Here is a 19,843-nt window from a genome sequence, read left to right as displayed (position 1 = left end):
TTATCTGCAGCCGAGTGACCTATGATCAATAAAACTTTACCTTTACTTGATTTACACCGCCATCTTGATGGTAATGTGCGTGCGAGTACGATTTTGGACCTTGGCCAACAATTCAACCTAGCGCTTCCCGCTCAGGATTTAGAAGGACTGCGAGAGCATGTGCAGGTAATCGATAATGCTCCCGATCTGATGGCGTTTTTGACTAAACTCGATTGGGGTGTGAAAGTGCTAGGTGATTATGATGCGTGTCGTCGTATCGCGATGGAAAATGTCGCCGATGCAATAGCACAGAATATCGATTATACCGAGCTGCGTTTCAGCCCTTATTACATGGCGCAAACCCATAATTTACATCCTCAAGGGGTTACCGAGGCGGTGATTGATGGCGTCCAAGCAGCCACTCGCGGCCAAGATATTAAAGTCAATCTGATTGGTATTATGTCGCGCACATTTGGCGTTGAAAAATGCCAGTATGAATTAGATGCGCTACTGGCTTGTAAGGACGGTTTAGTGGCTGTTGACTTAGCGGGTGATGAAGTCGGTTATCCAGGTGAATTATTTGTAGAGCATTTTAAACAAGTGCGAGACGCATATTTAGGGGTCACTATCCACGCGGGTGAAGCGCGAGGTGCGCAGAGCATTTGGCAAGCGATTAATGAACTGGGTGCGACCCGAATAGGTCATGGCGTTAAGGCAATTGAAGACCCTAAGCTGATGGATTTTTTACGTGATAACCGTATCGGTATTGAATCATGTTTAACCAGCAATATTTTGACCAGCACCGTGAATGACATCGAAGCACATCCATTAAAGCAATTCTTGGCACATGGTATCTTAGCGTGTATCAATACTGATGACCCAGCCGTGCAGGGTATTGAATTAGACTATGAGTATCAAGTCGCCGCACCCAAAGCGGGGCTAACGCAAGCAGACATGGAACTTGCACAAAGAAATGCGATAGACATCGCATTTTTAAGTGACAGCGACAAGCAAGCTTTACGCGCAAAATACTGATAGAGTCTTGGTATAAAAAACGCGCCATTTGGCGCGTTTTTTCATCAGCTCACTTTGCGTTACTTAATAAACGCGAAAGCATCTGCGTACATGTGCTCGCGCTCTGCGCCATGAGTGATAAAGTCATCACGGACCACGCCTATCATGTCAAAACGGCCAGCCATATAAATGCTATATGGCTCAAGCGATACGATGTCTTTCATAACGGCTTTATGTACATAACCCGTGTGGCCATTCCAAGTTGAAGAGGCGTTTTCCACAACAGGAATAAACTGAAAGTTCTTACGACTGGCAGCCCACGCTTCCATCTCTTGCTTAGCATATAAAGCGGACTCTTCTTTTACACCCCAATACAGTAGCACAGGCTGAGTAAACTCAATTTCTGCAAGATGATCGGCCATAGATTTTACGTAAGAAAACCCGGTGCCGCCCGCGAGCAATACGATAGGGCGTTGGTGATCAACACGTAGCTGAGAGATACCTAACCCTACTTCAAGCGCAACAGTCTGCTTGTTTGTGTGTGCTTGTCGAAGGTGTTCAAGCGCCTGCATTGCATATGAGTCCGCACCAGAGGCACCAATGTGTAATTCAAGCTCATGCTGCATCGATGGGCGACTGGCGATTGAAAATGCGCGTTTGTCTTTTTCACCTAAAACGAGTTGTAGATACTGTCCGGCTTCAAATGACACCGCAGTATCGGGTTTAAGTGTTACCTTGTGAACAAATTCTGTAAGTGGGTTGATAGTTACCACTTCAGCGTTAACTAATTGCATATTTTACCTTTCGCACGGCGGCTAAAAATATAAAAGTTTGTATAAAGTGTCGGCACTTTATCACAGCGCCTTTTGAGATCCTATTGCTAGGTATTAATTCCAAGGCTATCCCAAATCTCATCAACACGCTGCTTTGTCGCCTCGTCCATAACAATTGGCTCGCCCCATTCTCTATCAGTTTCGCCAGGCCATTTATTGGTTGCATCAAGTCCCATTTTTGACCCAAGACCTGACACTGGCGAAGCAAAATCTAAATAATCTATAGGGGTATTATCGATAAGCGTGGTATCTCTTGAGGGGTCCATGCGTGTCGTGATGGCCCAAATAACATCATTCCAATCTCTGGCATTAACGTCATCATCACAGACAATGACAAACTTGGTGTACATAAATTGCCTAAGGAAAGACCAAACACCCATCATGACTCGCTTGGCATGACCTGGATATTGCTTTTTCATAGTCACCACCGCCATACGGTATGAACATCCTTCAGGCGGTAAGTAAAAATCAACGATTTCAGGAAACTGCTTTTGCAAAATCGGCACGAATACTTCGTTTAATGCCACGCCAAGAATTGCAGGCTCATCGGGTGGGCGGCCTGTGTAAGTACTATGGTATATCGGGTCTTTGCGATGAGTGATATGGGTAACAGTCATTACCGGAAAATCATCGACTTCATTGTAGTAACCAGTGTGATCCCCATAAGGGCCTTCGGGCGCTAACTCGCCAGGCATGATGAACCCTTCAAGTACGATTTCAGCGTTGGCAGGTACCTGCAAATCGTTAGAGATGGACTTAACAACTTCTGTTTTTGCACCGCGTAATAGCCCTGCGAAAGCATATTCACTGAGAGTATCTGGCACTGGTGTCACGGCGCCTAGAATCGTTGCCGGGTCGGCTCCCAGTGCAACTGATACAGGGTATGGTTCGCCTGGGTGTTCTTTACACCATTCTTGAAAGTCTAACGCGCCGCCACGATGTGATAACCAGCGCATAATAATCTTATTTTTACCCAGCAATTGTTGGCGGTAGATACCCAAGTTCTGCCTTTTTTTGTATGGACCACGAGTGACGGTCAGCCCCCAAGTGATCAAAGGTGCGGCATCGCCAGGCCAGCAATGCTGAATAGGAAGTTTAGTTAAATCAACGTCATCACCACTGAGTACAATTTGCTGACAGGGCGCTTTGCGCACTTCTTTTGCCGGCATGTTCAGTACTTGCTTGTACGCAGGTAGTTGTCCTAGCGCTTCCCGAATACCTTTGGGTGGTTCGGGCTCTTTTAAAAAGGCCAGTAACTTGCCAACCTCTCGCAAAGCGCTGACGTCTTCTTGGCCCATCCCCATAGCGACGCGCTTTGGGGTGCCAAACAAGTTTGCTAATACGGGGATATCGAATCCGATAGGGTTTTCAAATAACAAAGCTGGACCGCCAGCTCTTAGTGTTCTGTCAGCTATTTCGGTCATTTCTAATTTGGTTGAAATGGGCTGTGAGATACGCACTAATTCACCTTGCTCTTCAAGGCGCGTTATAAAATCTCGCAAGTCTTTATATTTCATTTGATTACTAGGCATCTGAATTTGTGTTCAAGTATAACAAGATGACTTTGAAATGGCAGTAATCTGCGCTTTATTTGATGTTGTGCAATACTTAGGGCTTTGAAGTATTTTAAAAGGACGCGCTTTGCTCTATAGTCGTTCTCAAGCCTTTATTTTTGCGGTGGCTCGATTGAAAATAATAACAATAATAGCTCTGTGTTTCTCTTTTTTTTGTAGCAACTTAGCTGCACTCTCTGCGCACGACCCGGCATTTTCACAGCACAGTGCGGTGATGATGATTATAAATCCCCAGTCTGGAAACATTATTGCAGCCAATGACGCGGCGGCAGAGTTTTATGGCTATGCTGTTGATGAACTTCAGAGCATGCGTATCCAAGACATTAATCAGCTAAATGCAGAGCAAGTCGCACAAGAACGGGCTTTAGCGCTGGCAGAGGGGCGTAACTACTTTATCTTTAGGCATCAACTTGCTGATGGTTCGTTACGCACTGTAAGCGTATATTCCACACCTTTTACGGATCAAAATGGTCAATCTCAGTTGTTATCTGTGATCCACGATATCAGTGCCCAGCGTGAGCTACAAGATGCGCTTTGGTACTATCAAAATAATTTGGAAGAGCAAGTATTCAAACAAACAAAAGAAATTCAGCAAATGAGCAGTATGCGAATGCTGTTATTGGCGGTGATCATTGTCATATTGCTGATATCAACAATCGTACTTGTGGTTCTTTTAGTGCGTTTGCGCAATGCTAAACGTCGTTCAGAGGCACAAGGTGCTAGGCTAACAGCTATTTTCGATAGCATTGTTGATTTGCTGGTGTTTACAGATAAGCAAAGCACTATATTGTCGGCTAATCAGCGAGTTCAAGATGTGTTTGGGGTTGCCAATGATTTACTTAATCAGCCCATCGATGCGCTTTTAAAGGACAGCCCTTGTACAAAACAGAGTACCTGTCACCAAATGCAGTGTGAGCTAAGCGTTGCAAATCACAATAGTGTATTCAGCGTTACCAAAAACCCAGTGTTAGATCCCCAAAAACAGCATGTTGGATATATCTATGTGTTGCAGGATATCACTGAGCGATTGGCGCAAGAAAAAAGCCAGCGTCTAGCAAGTACAGTGTTTGAAACAACCAGTGAGGGAGTATTGGTTTCCGATAGAGATAACCGCATACAGATGGTAAATAGGGCATTTACGGAGATCACTGGATTTGGTGCTGATGAAGTAATAGGGCAGTCGCCTGCCATGTTTAATTCAGGTCATCATGGTAATGCTTACTTCAGTAAATTGTATCAAACACTCAATGAACGAGGGCACTGGGAAGGGGAAATTTGGAATCGCCGCAAAAGTGGCGATGTTTATCCTAGTTGGTTACAAGTATCAGCTGTGTTTGACAAAAAAGGTGAAATTGAAATGTATGTTGCCCTGTTTAACGACATTACGTCGCGTAAGCATCATGAACAAATAATGTGGCAGCAAGCTAATTTTGACACCTTAACGGGCTTGGCGAATCGTCATCATTATCATGAAAAATTTGATCAAGCATTAGCAAATGCCAAAACACAGCAAACACGTTTGGCTATTTGTTTTATCGACCTAGACCGTTTCAAAGCGATTAACGACACGCTCGGTCATCATATTGGCGACTTACTATTAATCGAGGCAGCGCAGCGCATTCAGGACTGCACCAGAAGTTCCGATACGGTTGCCCGCTTAGGTGGAGATGAATTTGCGATATTACTGACGGATATTAAAAGCATCAGGGATGTAGAGGGAATAGCCAATAAGATTTTGCATCAATTGAGTAGTCAATTTGTGCTTGAAGGACATGAAGCGTTTGTTTCAGGCAGTATCGGGATCACTTTTTACCCTGATGATGGTGACGACAGAAAAGTATTGCTGAGAAATGCTGACAGTGCCATGTACAAGGCCAAAGAGCATGGTCGAAATTGCTTTCAGTTTTATACCAGTGCCATGCATGAAAATGCGAAAGCGCGTAGCCAACTTGAAGGGGCTCTTCATAAGTCCCTGATAAACAAAGAGCTATATGTTGTTTACCAGCCCATTCATGATATTCAAGGGCAACGTCTTGGTTGTGAAGCTTTACTGCGTTGGCGAAGTGAAGCGTTGGGCGAGGTGTCACCCGTTGAGTTTATTCCAGTCAGCGAAGAGCTAGGGTTGATTTTGGCTATGGGTGAATGGGTGCTTTATCAAGCTTGCTCTCAAGCGAAAAGTTGGTATGACAAAGCAAGCAAACCATTTTTTGTGACTGTTAATGTTTCAAGTGCTCAGTTTAAGCGCCAAGATATCTCAGCGCTTGTCGCCAAAGTGCTACGAGAAACCGGCTTACCAGCTCATTGCCTAACATTGGAAATTACCGAAAATGTACTGGCTGATAACTCCGATCATATTTTGCGACAGCTAGATTCGCTGCGAGATATGGGTGTGGAGCTGGCAATTGATGACTTTGGTACTGGATACTCTTCTTTGAGCTACTTAAAACGTTTCCCACTGTCAAAGCTAAAAATTGATAAAGAATTTATTCGTGACCTTCCAGCAGATGCAGAAGACAGGGCTCTGGTCAGCGCGATTATTTCTATGGCGGCCAACTTAAATCTTAAAGTGGTAGCCGAAGGGGTCGAAACGGTTGAGCAGCTTGGCTTATTAAAGCAGTTACACTGCGACTTCACGCAAGGCTACTACCATAGTCGACCTCTAGGCGCTGAAGACTTTGAAGTGTATTTGATGCGCTTCAATGAGCTTAATTAACTGAATTCTCACACAACGCTTGCTGCGCTAGGCATAAGGTTTCGAGCTGCTGCTTTGCCTTACTATGATCTTGTGCAGCAGCTTGTTTAAGCCAATAAATCGCTTGTTGTAAGTTTATTTCTGCGCCTTGTCCATGTTCTAACATGCCCGCCAAATTATATTGTCCCCAACTGTCACCTTGCTCAGCCGCAACTAAGAAGCTTTCTCGAGCTGCTTGATAGTCGCCTTGTTGGAAAAGCGTTATGCCTTCGTTGTTGTAAGGGTTAAGGGCAACTTTTGTACGCATATTACTATTGATGGCTTTGAGCATAGCGCGTCTTTTTACTATACCACCGAGCACGTAAATATCTTCGGGGCGATACACGGCATCAATGGCCTGAGTTTCAAAGTATGACATCAGGTCGTGGCGTTTTAGGGTCAGTGTTTGGTTTCTAAAATAGCTATCTAGCATCAGAGAGTCGAGTGATATCGCACGTTCTGCACCGCGTATTTTACGGTACGTAGAGCTGCCTTGTTGCAGCTCAACATACTCATCCGTGACACTCAGTACCTGTGCAACGCGATATTGTGCTTGGTATTTGCGTTGAGTTTGCAAGTGCCCCATGTTGATTATCCACACATCGTCTTTTTGTGGTTGGAGTAATAGAGTTTGTTGTAGGCGTTGCGATTGCTGGTATGAGAGGACTTGATGAAAAACAATTATAAGCGCGAGTAAGAAAACAAGGCGTGTTTTGTATTTTACGATTGCCAGCTCCAGCCAATCATGAACATTCATAGTTAGCCGCTGGAGCATTGATTGACGATTAAAATACATGCATTGTTCCCCAATTTTCATCCTCTTATAAACGCGCACTCTAGCAATAGTTAGGGCCAATTGCCAACAGCAGGGGGTTTAGCGAAAAGAGAACGAAAAACGCCCAAAGTAGCGCGGTCGCTAGATAGTGACCGCGCTACTGACTATTGGGCTTTACCTGTAAGGGTTGTCTTAGCGTTGGCTGCCATCATGGCAAATACGGCGTAAGCTGCCGTATTTTGCTTGAGCTTATCAGGGTCAACTTTATCTAACGTATCATCAGCTGTATGGTGATAGTCAAAATAATCGCTGCCGTTTTGATGTAAAGCGAATATGGGCGCATCTTTGGCTTGGCGAAGAGGAATAAGGTCTGGTCCACCATGTGCATTGTTAGCGCGAATATACTCGATATTGAGCAGAGCTAACTGCTGTGCAATCGCTCTAACAACTGGCAAAGATGAAGCTGATACACTTGACTCAAAACCGTATACAAGGTCTGCACCAAAGTCAGATTCAGCTGCTGCAACTATGTTATCTAGCTTATCGGCATGCTGTTTGAAATATGCTTTTGCGCCCCACAGCCCCAGTTCCTCGGCGGCAAAGAGTACAACGCGAATAGAGCGTTTTGGGCGAGCGACTTGTTTGATGTGCGTTGCTGCAGCCATGGTGAGAGCAACTCCAGCACCATCATCTAACGCGCCGGTACCTAAATCCCAAGAATCAAGGTGTCCACCAATCAACACGTACTGCTGAGGATACTCTGAACCTGTTATCTCACCAATGACGTTGTAACTGATTCCTTCTCCCAAATCTTCGGTTTGCAGGTTGATGTTAACCGAGACAGCATGTCCTGCTTTTAACAAGCGCGCCAATTGATCGGCATCTGGGTTAGCAACAGCGGTGTTGGGAATTTTGCTCACACCTTCTTGATAGCGGCTGTTACCGGTATGTGCAAAGCGGTGATGGCTGGTACTGACTGAACGCATCATATACGCAATGGCGCCCTTTTTGGCAGCTTCCACAGAGCCGATATTGCGTGCACGCACTGCGGGACCGTAGCCATTGCCGTCTATGTGTCTGTTCATTCGATAGTTCACAAAGGCAATTTTGTTATCCAAGCTACCTTTGGGGGCGGCAATGAGTTCGTCTAAGGTTTCGAACATTACAACTTCTGCGGTAATGCCTGACTTTGGTGTGCTTACGCTATTGCCAAGGGCGGTTAAATGCAGAGGTTGCTCACTGGGTGTAATGATTTTGCCTGTTTCTTTATATCTGCGCCAATGTGGGAATGTTGCAGGCTCGGCCCATACTTTATCAAAGCCAAGTTGCTCAAACTGCTGTTTGGCCCATGCAACAGCCTTTTTGTCATTTTCACTACCAGGTAAACGAGGGCCTACTTCAGAGGTTAAAGACTCAAGAAGTTGCCAACTTAGGTCACTATTGAGGGCTTGCTCTCTTACTAGCTTTACTTGTTCAAGTTGCTTTGGCGTGAATTCTTGTGCCTGTACCATGCCTATAAGTGGCACTATTGCACATAGTGTAGTCAGCAGTTTTTTCATTGGATCCTTGGGTCGTGATTAGAAAATAGACCACTATTGTCGCATTAATGACTCGGGTGGCAAACTTTATGGGACTAAATACTCAATCGCTGCGATATTCGCACAGTGAGATTTCTGCTAGAATCGGCTTCAATCCAATTCATTGAGAATAACATATGAATACAGCCGAATTTAATACCTTACCTTTAGCTGCAGAGCTTTTAGAAACGTTGACAGATTTAGGCTTTAAAAGCATGACACCCATCCAAGCGCAAAGTTTACCGGTGGTTTTGTCGGGCAAAGATGTCATTGCACAGGCTAAAACGGGTTCCGGTAAAACTGTGGCTTTTAGTTTAGGTGTGTTATCTCGTCTAAATGTGGAACGCTACAGAGTACAAGGGCTTGTACTGTGTCCTACCAGAGAGTTGGCGGAACAAGTTGCAACAGAAATGCGTAAGCTTGCTCGTGGTATTCATAACATCAAAATTCTAACCCTATGCGGAGGAGTGCCAATTGGGCCTCAGATCGGTTCATTGGAGCATGGCGCACATATTATTGTGGGCACCCCAGGACGCATAGAAGATCACCTTTTCAAGGGGACGCTAAATTTAACTGAAGTTTCTACGCTAGTGTTAGATGAAGCAGATCAGATGCTGGATATGGGCTTTGCCGATGCTCTTGACAATATCGTGTCGTATTTACCAAAGCAGCGTCAAACATTGTTGTTCAGTGCCACGTACCAAAAGCGTATTGAAGCAATTGCTGAACGTGTGATGCAAAATCCACATATGGTTAAAGTTGAAGATCAAACGGTCAATACCAGTATCAAGCAACTCTTCTTTAAGCTAGATAACAACAAGTTGCGTTTTAACACTTTGCGCTTACTGCTGTTACAGTACAAACCACAAAGCTGTGTGGTGTTTTGTAATACCAAAGTTGAAACGCAAAAAGTGTGTGATGAGCTCCAAGCGGCTGGTTTCAATACAGTTGCATTGCATGGTGATTTGGAGCAACGCGAGCGCGAACAAACTTTAATTCGCTTTGCTAACAAAAGTGCTTCTATCTTGGTCGCAACGGATGTTGCTGCGCGGGGTCTGGACATTGATGATATGGATATGGTGATAAATTACCACTTAGCGCATGACTCTCAAACTCATGTTCACCGAGTTGGGCGCACAGGGCGAGGTGGTAAAAAAGGGCTAGCTTGTTCAATTTATGGTGAAAGTGAAGCGTTCAAAGTTGCTCAAATTGGCGATGTCTATGACCGTGATTTTGAACCAACACCTGTGCCTTCACACAGTTTATTAGATAAACCACCATACAAGCCAGATATGGTGACATTACAAATCGATGGCGGTAAAAAGCAAAAAGTACGTCCGGGTGATATTGTTGGCAGCTTAACTGGAGAGCAAGGTATTGCATTTGCACAGATAGGGAAAATCAATGTGCTTGATAACAGTGCCTATGTTGCGGTGGCGCGCGACGCAGCCAAACCGGCATTTCGCAAGTTAAGTGAAGGAAAACTTAAGGGTAGAAAGTTTCGAGTACGCCGCGTTAATTAACCATTATTAGGTGGGCTTTGAGCAATTCATACTCTTCTTTGAGTTGCTTAAAGCGTTCTGTGCAGCCACTTTGTTTATCAGGATGATGTGCAACAGCATATTGTCGCCAACATTTTTTTAATTGCGCAAGGTCATAGGGATATTTTAAGTCCCATTGTATACATAGTGCTTTGATACACTCGTTTGACACCTTTTCCTTTGGTTTATATGTGCCTAATTGTTGCCAAAAGTCATCTAATAACTCGACAATCTCCTGCTGTGAAGTTTCATAATTTCGCCAATCTAAATAGTAATCTCGCAAGGCCTCTTTATCTGCTGGTGTATTTTTTTTCAACTCACAAAGCTGAATGTGCATACTACTAATATGTAGATAGTAGCCATCATTAAGCAATTCTTGTTGCAGCTGATAGAGTGCATTCATGATTAGAAAATTTTTTTTAAACAAATCTTTATAAGGATCTTTGTCTAGTTTAGGTAGCACCTTGTTGAGCTCCACAGCGCAACTTATGGTATGTACTTTGTGTATTTGTTGGTTTGAGATAACGATGAAAATGGCATCTATAAGTGGGTTGAGCATTGTTCCACCATGTGAGTTAGTGTATCTTCAGCATAGCATTATTTTTACTTAACATGGTGATTACAAGGATGGTACAAGGAGTGTTTTATCGTATCGTGATATACGCAATATTGCTATTTAATATTGGTATAGCTTCGTCACAACCGTCATCGCCTCCTACATTAGCCTCGCAGATTTCACAATTAGCAGAATTAGACGATTGGCATGATGTCTTATTAAAGGGACAGCAATTGCTTTCTCACCCTGATATTAACCCTGAGTTGCGATTCGAATTGTTAAAGTCATTAGCAAGAGAAGCTTTTAAACGAGATGACTATGTTACTACAGAGCGTTACTTGAAGGAGATTGAAACGGAGTATGAGGCTGAACCTTTCAGTGAAGGCTATTATTTTGCAACCAAGCTTTTGGCGATTAACGCATTTCATCAGGGACAATATACTATCGCTTTAGAGCGTTATCTCAAGGCGCTCAACATTGCGACTAAGCGCAAACAGCCTTTAGAACAAGCGCATATGCATAATAATTTAGGCCTTGTTTATGTTGAAACAAATGAGCTGAGCAAGGCAATTTCTCATTATGGAGAAGCGCAGAAGCTTTATCAAAAGCAGGGTAATTTGCAAGATGAAGCTGATATAATGCTTAATTTATCAGCACTTTATATTCGACAGTATCAATTCGATACGGCACAAGAAATGATCGATATCGCTATCAGTTACTTTAAGCAGCTTAAAGATGACTACGGTATTGCTTTGGCTAATACATATTTAGGTGAGTTGTATAGCAAAAAAGGTCTAAACCTCTCTGCTCGACATTATTATCAAGCTGCTATTGAGTACTATGAAGCGGAAAATAATAGAGATCAATTGATGGCTCTATATGCTCATCTTGCCAATGTCAGTATTGCGCAAGGAGACTTTGAGCAGTCACAAAAAGAAGCTAACTTTGCACTCTACTATGCAGAAAAAATAAATAGTAAATCAGGGCGTATGCTCGCGTTATTTCCATTGGCGAAAACTTTGTTTGCTAAGGGGGACGTTGATACGGCACTAAAAATGATTGAAGAGTCGTTGCTGTTGTCCAAGCAACTTGGCACTCGATATTTAGAACGAGAAGAGTTGGCAACATTGGCCTTGGTTCAAGCTAGCGCCGGTAAGCATAAAGACGCTCTCGTTAGTTTTATTCGCTATAAAACAATGCAGACAGAGTTTTTAAATGAAAATGTATTGACCCAAATGGTTGAATATCAGAATCGTATAGAAGCTGCTGAACTCAATCGGGAAATCACAGAACTCAAACAAAACCAAGCCATGCAGGCGCTACAGATAGATAAGCGAGAACAGGTGATCTGGCTAAGTGCCATGGTCGTCTTATCTTTGTTAATCGCGGTGGTAAGTCTTTACTACAAGCAAGCCGAGAAGAATGCAAAAGTAGAATTACGCGAAAAGGTTGCTGAACGAACCGCTGAATTGCAGCGGGTTGCCGATGAGCTGCGTAAAGCTAACCAAGTAAAAAATCAGTTTTTAGCCAATATTAGCCATGAGATCCGTACTCCTTTAACTTCTATCATCGGTCAAGCGGAAGCAATGCTCAATGACCACGCCAGTAATCCCGACTTAAGGGTTTCATTAGGCGTTATTCAACGTCAAGGAGAGCACCTGAAAGCTTTGGTGAGTGACGTTTTAGATCTTAGTCGCATAGAAGCGCAACGTCTTGAGCTAGAGTACACGGATTTCTCTGTAAAGAGCTTGCTTGATGATGTTAGCGACATGTTTTACAACGCGTGTATGGTTAAAGGTCTTGAGTTCAGTGTCAAAGGTGACTTTGATGACTCCATTATGGTTAGACTCGACTACATGCGTTTGAAGCAAATACTGATTAACTTGCTAGGTAATGCCGTTAAATTTACTGAGTACGGCAAGGTTGGATTGTATGTCAGTTGTCACCCATCTGGTCTTGTGTTTAAAGTATTCGACACCGGAATTGGGATGAGTCAAGAGCAGCTAGGAAGGGTATTTGAAAGCTTTCAACAGGGAGATAATAGTATTACTCGCCGATTTGGTGGGTCAGGTTTAGGGTTGTGCTTGTCCCAACAGCTTACAGAAATGATGGATGGCAGTATTAGTGTTAATAGTCAGTTGGATAAAGGGAGCGAATTCATCGTATTTATTCCTTGTTCACCTGAGCATAGTGAGCTTCCTAGTAGCGAAGAGCAACCGCAAACCGAGCATTGGAACTATGGCAAAGTGTTAGTAGCTGAAGATCATGATGATAACAGAGCATTGTTTAAACGTGTATTAGAGCAATTAGGTTTGCAAGTTCTAGCGGCAAAAAATGGTGAAGAAGCCGTTGAAATGTGCTTGAGAGAGTACCCTGATATCGTTCTTATGGATATTCAGATGCCCAAAATGGATGGTGTAGAGGCGCTCAACTTGCTGCATGTGTCAGGTTTTGACCAGCCCGTATATGCGCTAACAGCAAATGTGATGGAGCATGAAATTAAGTCCTACTTAAAGTCAGGTTTTACGGGACATTTGAGTAAACCGCTTGATAGAAAAATGCTAATTAAGGTACTTAGACGACACTTATCTAAAGTATCAGAGGCATCTGTTAGTCAGTTGGATATGAGCGATCTCGCGTTGAGTTTTGTGGCTACGCTTGCTAGTGAGCGTGCATCGATAATAGATTTTTGGCAATCACAGCAGTGGTATAACTTGCAGCGAGCTTGTCATCGTTTATCGGGGGCCGCAAGTACTTTTAATTTTGTGTCTTTGGCAAATACTGCACGGCAACTAGAAAATATGCTAAAAACCGAAGAATATAAACAAGCTGAGAATTTGTATTTAATCCTCTGCGACGAGTTGCACTATACAAGTTTATCAGAACAGCTCGACGTTGGATGAGCTTGTGCCTGAACTGCCAGTGCCCGGCTTGATAGATTGACCAGAATCCGACTTTTTTATGTCTTTTATCTCTCGTTGTGATACGTCAATGGGAGGGCAATCGACATTAAACAATGACAGTTTTTCATGAATAGTGGCTGCAAGGTTTAGTAAGTCACTACTCGACACGGCTTGAATTTTTGAGTTAGATAATGCATCGGAGTTGAGTTCTACCATAGACTCTATACTTGATTGCGCTTCATCATACACCGCTTTTTGCTGTGTTACTTGAGCGTGAATGTTTTGCGACATGTTATTGACGTCAATCATCGCCTGTTCTATCTGATCGACCTCTTTAGTAGACGCCTCAGAGAGAGATACTGTTTGCTCTGTTTGCGTTAGCGCCTCTTGCATTAAGTTATGAGCAGTGTCAGTACCGAGCTGAATTTTGGCAACCATTTCTCGAACTTGCTGTGTTGACTGACTCGTTCTAGCTGCAAGATTACGTACTTCATCTGCAACGACTGCAAAACCTCTGCCTTGCTCACCAGCCCTAGCGGCTTCAATGGCTGCGTTAAGGGCAAGCAGATTGGTTTGCTCTGCAATAGAATTAATAACATCTATCACAGAGCTAATAGCGTCGCTATCGGCCTTTAAAGTACCTATTTGCTTGCTAGTCTCTTCAATATTATTAACTAAGCCGAGCAGGCTTTGCTGACTCTTATCTGTATCTTTACGCGTTTTCTTTACTGCGTTAGTGGCTTCTTCAACGGAGTGATAAATCTTATCCAAGTTTTCATCTAATTCTCTAGATACTTCTAATATCCGATTAATTGACTCGGCAAGATCTTGTCCATGAGCGTGTTGAATAGAGGCTTTCTGGGTCATAGATGCATAGGTATCTCTCAAATTATCTGCCATAGGGTAAAGCCTGGCTGAAGAGGCACGTATTTCACCTATCATATGTTCAATTGTCGCGAGGCTAGCATTCAGTGCAAGACATACTTTTGGAAGATAGCTATCGTTTTCGTCAAATCTAAATGTTAAGTCAACATTATTTTCTTTCACGATTGCCTGTAGCAGTTTTTCTAAATACTCGTAACTAGAGGTTTTGTGGCTTTGGTAGTAGAAAAAGCAAATTGCTGATATTGATGTTACTGCGATGAGTGTCAAAATGGTCATTACATGCAATGAGAATAAAAAGCTTACCCCTAAAATCAAAAGAGCATTACCCGTTACAAACAGTACGTTGGCAGGAGTATTCTTCATTATTTCACAGGTCCTTTTAGCGGCGAAGAGACCTATTAAGATATAGTCGATAAAGTTGGATATGGGCAAATAATGACATTAAAAAAGCCTGTAAAAACAGGCTTTTCTTATTATGCAATTGAAGCTTATTTACGACGCATTAAGTCAAAGAACTCGTCGTTAGTTTTACTCATAGATAACTTATCGATTAGGAATTCCATTGCATCGATTTCAGACATCTCATGCACTATCTTGCGTAAGATCCACATCTTTTGTAGCTCATCGGTCTTAGTCAGTAGCTCTTCGCGACGAGTACCAGAACGATTGAAGTCAATTGCAGGGAAAACACGTTTTTCAGCGATTTTACGGTTAAGGTGCAGCTCCATATTACCGGTACCTTTAAACTCTTCATAGATAACTTCATCCATTTTAGAGCCTGTATCGATAAGTGCCGTAGCGATAATTGTCAGGCTTCCACCTTCTTCGACATTACGGGCTGCGCCAAAGAAGCGTTTTGGCTTGTGTAGCGCATTAGCGTCAACACCACCGGTGAGTACTTTACCTGATGAAGGTATCACGGTGTTATAAGCACGAGCTAGACGTGTAATTGAGTCAAGCAGAATAACAACATCTTTTTTGTGCTCAACCAAGCGCTTTGCTTTTTCGATGACCATCTCTGCAACCTGTACGTGGCGGTTGGCCGGCTCATCGAACGTTGATGCAATTACTTCGCCTTTTACAAGGCGTTGCATTTCGGTAACTTCTTCAGGACGCTCGTCAATTAACAACACCATCAGTGTTGCGTCTGGGTTGTTGTAAGTAATTGACTGTGCAATGTTTTGAAGTAGCATCGTTTTACCCGCTTTTGGCGGTGCAACGATAAGGGCGCGTTGTCCTTTACCGATAGGTGATGCTAAATCTAACACTCGAGCAGTGATATCTTCCGTACTACCGTTACCTCTTTCCATTACAAAACGTTCATTTGCATGGATAGGTGTGAGGTTTTCGAACAAGATCTTAGTGCGAGAGTTCTCAGGCTTGTCGTAATTTACCTCGTTGACTTTAAGTAAGGCAAAATAGCGCTCACCTTCTTTAGGCGGACGAATAAGGCCACTGATGGTATCACCTGTTCGCATACTAAAGCGTCGAATTTGGCTTGGTGATACGTAAATATCATCTGGACCTGCTAAGTAAGAAGCTTCTGAAGAGCGTAAAAAGCCAAAGCCATCTTGTAAAATTTCTAAAACACCGCCGCCGTAAATGTTCTCGCCACTTTTGGCGTGGGCTTTCAAAATGGCAAAAATAATGTCTTGTTTTCTTAGACGGGCTACGTTTTCGAGTCCCATAGACTCGGCTAGTTTTACAAGTTCATTGATTGACTTGTCTTTAAGTTCGCGTAAATGCATATTGGTGGGTTCTTTATTTCACTTGTCATTCTCGTTATTACGAGAGAGGTTGATTTGGTAAAGCTATAGGTTTGTGGTGATATAAGTTAGCAGCTAGGTTGATGGGCGTCCAGTCTTTATACAAATTTTGTGTGAAAAATCTTATCTAAGCTGGAAATTTTGACTGAGTGCACCCGCTTTTGAGCTAAAAGCAGGTGCACTCAGAGCAAGTAAATTAAGCGTTACTCTGTAAAAACTCAACTAATTGAGTTTTAGATAGTGCGCCCACTTTAGTTGCTACAACAGCACCGTCTTTAAATAGTAAAAGTGTTGGAATACCACGAATACCAAATTTAGGTGGTGTGCCTGCGTTTTGATCAATGTTTAATTTACCGATAATTACTTTATCAGCAAACTCTTCTGCTACTTCGTTCAGAATTGGAGCGATCATTTTACAAGGACCACACCACTCAGCCCAGAAATCTACTAGCACTGGTTTATCTGATTTAAGTACATCTGCTTCAAAGCTGTCATCGGTAAGTTGAATTATTTTGTCGCTCATTGCGCTCTCCATTAGAATTTGGCGAATTATTTAATGCGTATTTAAACACTCTTGTTTCTTATTGCAAGTTTAAACGTTATGCTTTATTGCTATGACTAAGACACATTTGACCAATAAAAAATTTTCTGACTTTGCTTTAGCGCCGGAAGTGGTCGCCGGTTTAACGGAGAATGGCTTCGAATATTGTACGCCAATCCAAGCAAAGTGTTTACCTTTTGTTGTTGAAGGTCGCGATATCGCGGGCCAAGCACAAACGGGTACAGGTAAAACATTGGCTTTTTTAACAGCCACTTGCCACCGTTTATTGCAGACAGAAGGTGTTTCCAGAAAGCACCCAAGGGCACTGATCATGGCTCCCACCAGGGAGTTAGCGATTCAGATACATAAAGATGCAAAAATTCTTGCGCCACAGTGTAATTTAAAACTAGGTTTAGTATATGGTGGCGAAGATTACGAAAAACAACGCGCGCAATTGGAAAATGGCGTAGATATTTTAATTGGTACTACGGGGCGCTTGATCGATTTCTACAAACAAGGTGCTTACAGCCTAAATGAAATCGAAGTTGTTGTGTTAGATGAAGCTGATCGAATGTTCGATCTCGGCTTTATCAAAGATATACGCTATTTGTTTAATCGTATGCCTGATACATCGGAGCGTTTGAATTTACTCTTTTCTGCGACACTATCGTACCGTGTACAGGAATTAGCATTTGAACACATGACGAATCCTGAGCATGTTCAGATCGAACCGGGCGTAAAAACGGGTAAAAGAATTCAAGAGGAATTATTTCATCCATCTCACGATGATAAAATTCCGTTGCTATTAACATTAATTGAAGAAGAATGGCCTGACAAAGCAATTATTTTTGCCAATACAAAACAAAGTTGTGAGAACGTGTATGCATGGCTAAAAGCTGACGGTCATCGAGTGGGCTTACTCACTGGTGACGTGAATCAGAAAAAAAGGCAGAGTATTTTAGCTCAGTTTACCAAAGGTGAAGTTGACTTTTTGGTGGCAACAGATGTTGCTGCACGAGGGCTGCATATTCCTGAAGTAAGTCATGTCTTTAACTTTGATTTACCAGATGACTGCGAAGATTATGTGCACAGAATTGGACGAACAGCTCGAGCTGGTGCATCTGGCTATGCAATTAGCTTTGCCTGTGAGCAATATGCTTACAACTTGCATGAAATAGAGTCATATATAGAGCATGCGATCCCATTGTCACACTATGACAAATCTGCATTGCTTGATGATTTGACTAAGCCTAATATGCAAAGAAAAAGGAACTACTCGTCTGGACCACGAAACCGTAGTAACGGACGTCGCCAAGGTAGTTACCAAAAGCAACGCTCTAATTGATTTAGAGCGATCACATTGGTAGATGTTTCTAGAGGTTTATAAGTAGTGGTGCAAAAAACTCCTCACAATGATGTATTTGCGGTTATTGATTTAGGTTCGAATAGCTTTCATATGCTCATTGCACGGCATGTTGCAGGTGGTGTACACACCATAGGTCGAGTCAAGCGAAAAGTACGTTTGGCTGCTGGCTTGGATAAGTACAACATTCTGTCTAAAGAAGCAATGCAAAGAGGCTGGGAATGCTTAGCGTTATTTGCAGAGCGGCTGCAAGACATTCCTAAATACAACATCAGTATAGTTGCTACCGCAACACTTCGTTTAGCAAAAAATGCCGAAGAGTTTAAAACTCGAGCGGAGCAAATTTTGCAAAATAAAATCAATGTAATTAGCGGTGAATTAGAAGCGAAAACTATATATAAAGGTGTAGCTCATACGTCTGCATGCCAAGGGCGCCAGTTGGTTATTGATATCGGTGGGGCTAGTACTGAGGTCGTGATAGGCAAAGGGTTTGATGCGTTACTATATAAAAGCCTTAATATGGGCTGTGTCACTTATCTTGAACAGTTTTTTAGTGATGGTAATTTAAGCAAAGCAAATTTTGCCAATGCCATTGTTGCTGCAGAGACGGTTGTTAACCCTATTCAAAAAGATTTCATCGCTATGGGATGGGAGTTAGCGATAGGTGCATCGGGCACTGTGCAGGCGATTCAAGAAATACTCAGCGCAAACGGCCAAAGCGATATGCTGACTTTAGAGAAGCTTGAAGATATACAATTACAGGCTATCGCTTGCAAAACGATCAAGCAGCTTGATTTGCCAGGTTTAAGCGAAGAGCGCCGTTTGGTATTTGTATCTGGGCTTGCCATTTTGATTGCACTGTTTAAGTCATTACAGATACAGCAAATGGGACTCGCTGGTGGTGCGCTTAGAGAAGGCGTGCTTTATGGCATGATCCCAGAGTTGCATAATTCTGATATTTGCAAGCGCACCTTAAATAGTTTTATGGACAGATATCACGTAGATAAACAGCAAGCCAGTTATGTGGCGGAATTGAGTTTATCTTTAGTCAAGCAGCTATCTCAATATTGGCAACTTGATATTAGTCAAGCGCAAAAGATTTTAGCAGCTGTAGCCTGTGTACATGAAATTGGTCTCATTGTTGATTATAAACTTTATCATAAACATAGTGCCTACATTCTAAATCATACTGGTATGCCGGGTTATTCAAAACTCGAAAAGCAGATAATAGTTGCATTAACAGCATCTCACAGGGCTGATCTTGATATGAAATCGTTCAAAGCCTTATGTACAGATGAGCTCTATGCGCAACGGTTAACACGAGTTATTCGGTTAGCTGTTATTTTGTCGATGCGTCGACAAGACGATATAGTGCCTCCTGTATTAATTTCAGTTGATAAAGATGATGCACTGACACTAAGTTTTGAATCTGATTGGCTGGCTAAGCATCCACTAATGCAAAGTGAGCTGGAACAAGAAGCTCAATATCAGTCTAAAGTTGGTTGGATTTTACAAATAAAGCGCGATTAAGCGCTTTTTTTGTATATAAAACTACCGAAAATAGTCATTTCGCTCGAAAATCACGCGAACAATCTATTTTTATCACTTTTCTTAAAAAAATCACTTGCGCTTTTAATTCGCCGCCCTATAATGCGACCCCACTGACACGGAGCGCTGAGCAACTTAAAGCAAAGCAACAACGAGTCAGCGTCGAGTAAAACTTAATGTTTAAACTTCTTTTGAAATCTTAAAAATTAAGTGTTGACAAAAAATAGGGAATGCTTAGAATGCACACCCCTAGCGAG

14 protein-coding genes are annotated in these 19,843 nt (G+C 42.7%); 6 read left to right on the top strand and 8 right to left on the bottom strand.

Annotation, left to right across the window (positions count from 1 at the left end; translation table 11 throughout):
• The first annotated feature begins 21 nt into the window (after positions 1 to 21).
• On the top strand, positions 22 to 1,014 hold the full coding sequence (gene add / locus HC733_RS10350) for an adenosine deaminase (RefSeq protein WP_190364974.1): 993 nt from the start codon (positions 22 to 24) through the stop codon (positions 1,012 to 1,014).
• A gap of 59 nt (positions 1,015 to 1,073) precedes the next feature.
• On the opposite strand, the gene fre is transcribed toward add, so the two are convergent.
• Complete coding sequence (gene fre, locus HC733_RS10345) at positions 1,074 to 1,787, bottom strand: NAD(P)H-flavin reductase (RefSeq protein WP_190364973.1); 714 nt, start codon at positions 1,785 to 1,787, stop codon at positions 1,074 to 1,076.
• Between the two features lie 86 nt (positions 1,788 to 1,873).
• The gene (ubiD, locus tag HC733_RS10340) at positions 1,874 to 3,343 is read right to left on the bottom strand and encodes a 4-hydroxy-3-polyprenylbenzoate decarboxylase (protein WP_190364972.1); all 1,470 of its coding nucleotides are present in this window, start codon (positions 3,341 to 3,343) and stop codon (positions 1,874 to 1,876) included.
• 271 nt (positions 3,344 to 3,614) lie between these two features.
• Here ubiD and HC733_RS10335 point away from each other — a divergent pair, with 271 nt between their 5' ends.
• Positions 3,615 to 6,113, top strand: coding sequence for an EAL domain-containing protein (locus tag HC733_RS10335; protein WP_190364971.1), 2,499 nt, complete (start codon positions 3,615 to 3,617; stop codon positions 6,111 to 6,113).
• On the opposite strand, the gene HC733_RS10330 is transcribed toward HC733_RS10335, so the two are convergent.
• Both HC733_RS10330 and HC733_RS10325 read right to left on the bottom strand, forming a co-directional pair.
• The gene (locus HC733_RS10330) at positions 6,106 to 6,927 is read right to left on the bottom strand and encodes a tetratricopeptide repeat protein (RefSeq protein ID WP_190364970.1); all 822 of its coding nucleotides are present in this window, start codon (positions 6,925 to 6,927) and stop codon (positions 6,106 to 6,108) included. The two genes, HC733_RS10335 and HC733_RS10330, sit on opposite strands and share 8 nt — an antisense overlap.
• A gap of 143 nt (positions 6,928 to 7,070) precedes the next feature.
• A complete protein-coding gene (locus HC733_RS10325) occupies positions 7,071 to 8,465 on the bottom strand; it encodes a M20/M25/M40 family metallo-hydrolase (RefSeq protein WP_190364969.1) in 1,395 nt (464 codons plus the stop codon).
• 155 nt (positions 8,466 to 8,620) lie between these two features.
• On the opposite strand from HC733_RS10325, the gene dbpA reads away from it, so the two are divergent.
• Positions 8,621 to 10,006: an ATP-dependent RNA helicase DbpA gene (dbpA, locus tag HC733_RS10320; protein ID WP_190364968.1), complete on the top strand. Its 1,386-nt coding sequence runs from the start codon at positions 8,621 to 8,623 to the stop codon at positions 10,004 to 10,006.
• Here the strand turns inward: dbpA and HC733_RS10315 are convergent.
• Positions 9,999 to 10,583 carry a DNA-J related domain-containing protein gene (locus HC733_RS10315; protein WP_190364967.1) on the bottom strand — a complete coding sequence of 195 codons (585 nt, stop codon included), beginning with the start codon at positions 10,581 to 10,583 and terminating at the stop codon, positions 9,999 to 10,001. The genes dbpA and HC733_RS10315 overlap by 8 nt on opposite strands.
• Positions 10,584 to 10,678: 95 nt before the next feature.
• Here HC733_RS10315 and HC733_RS10310 point away from each other — a divergent pair, with 95 nt between their 5' ends.
• Positions 10,679 to 13,483, top strand: coding sequence for a response regulator (locus tag HC733_RS10310; protein WP_190364966.1), 2,805 nt, complete (start codon positions 10,679 to 10,681; stop codon positions 13,481 to 13,483).
• On the opposite strand, the gene HC733_RS10305 is transcribed toward HC733_RS10310, so the two are convergent.
• The 3 genes from HC733_RS10305 to trxA all read right to left on the bottom strand — a co-directional run bounded on the left by HC733_RS10305 (position 13,460) and on the right by trxA (position 16,657).
• Complete coding sequence (locus HC733_RS10305) at positions 13,460 to 14,731, bottom strand: methyl-accepting chemotaxis protein (protein WP_190364965.1); 1,272 nt, start codon at positions 14,729 to 14,731, stop codon at positions 13,460 to 13,462. The genes HC733_RS10310 and HC733_RS10305 overlap by 24 nt on opposite strands.
• A gap of 125 nt (positions 14,732 to 14,856) precedes the next feature.
• Positions 14,857 to 16,116: a transcription termination factor Rho gene (gene rho / locus HC733_RS10300; protein WP_190364964.1), complete on the bottom strand. Its 1,260-nt coding sequence runs from the start codon at positions 16,114 to 16,116 to the stop codon at positions 14,857 to 14,859.
• A gap of 214 nt (positions 16,117 to 16,330) precedes the next feature.
• Positions 16,331 to 16,657, bottom strand: a complete 327-nt coding sequence (gene trxA, locus HC733_RS10295; RefSeq protein ID WP_190364963.1) for a thioredoxin TrxA — start codon at positions 16,655 to 16,657, stop codon at positions 16,331 to 16,333.
• 91 nt (positions 16,658 to 16,748) lie between these two features.
• Between trxA and rhlB the strand changes: the two genes are divergently transcribed.
• Positions 16,749 to 18,020, top strand: coding sequence for an ATP-dependent RNA helicase RhlB (rhlB, locus tag HC733_RS10290; protein ID WP_190364962.1), 1,272 nt, complete (start codon positions 16,749 to 16,751; stop codon positions 18,018 to 18,020).
• A 45-nt stretch (positions 18,021 to 18,065) separates the two neighbouring features.
• Positions 18,066 to 19,568, top strand: coding sequence for a guanosine-5'-triphosphate,3'-diphosphate diphosphatase (gppA, locus tag HC733_RS10285; RefSeq protein WP_190364961.1), 1,503 nt, complete (start codon positions 18,066 to 18,068; stop codon positions 19,566 to 19,568).
• Positions 19,569 to 19,843: the final 275 nt, after the last annotated feature.

This window comes from Pseudoalteromonas sp. S16_S37, from assembly GCF_014694405.1.
Classification (GTDB): Bacteria; Pseudomonadota; Gammaproteobacteria; order Enterobacterales; family Alteromonadaceae; genus Pseudoalteromonas.
This window is presented reverse-complemented; position numbering and strand designations above follow the sequence as displayed.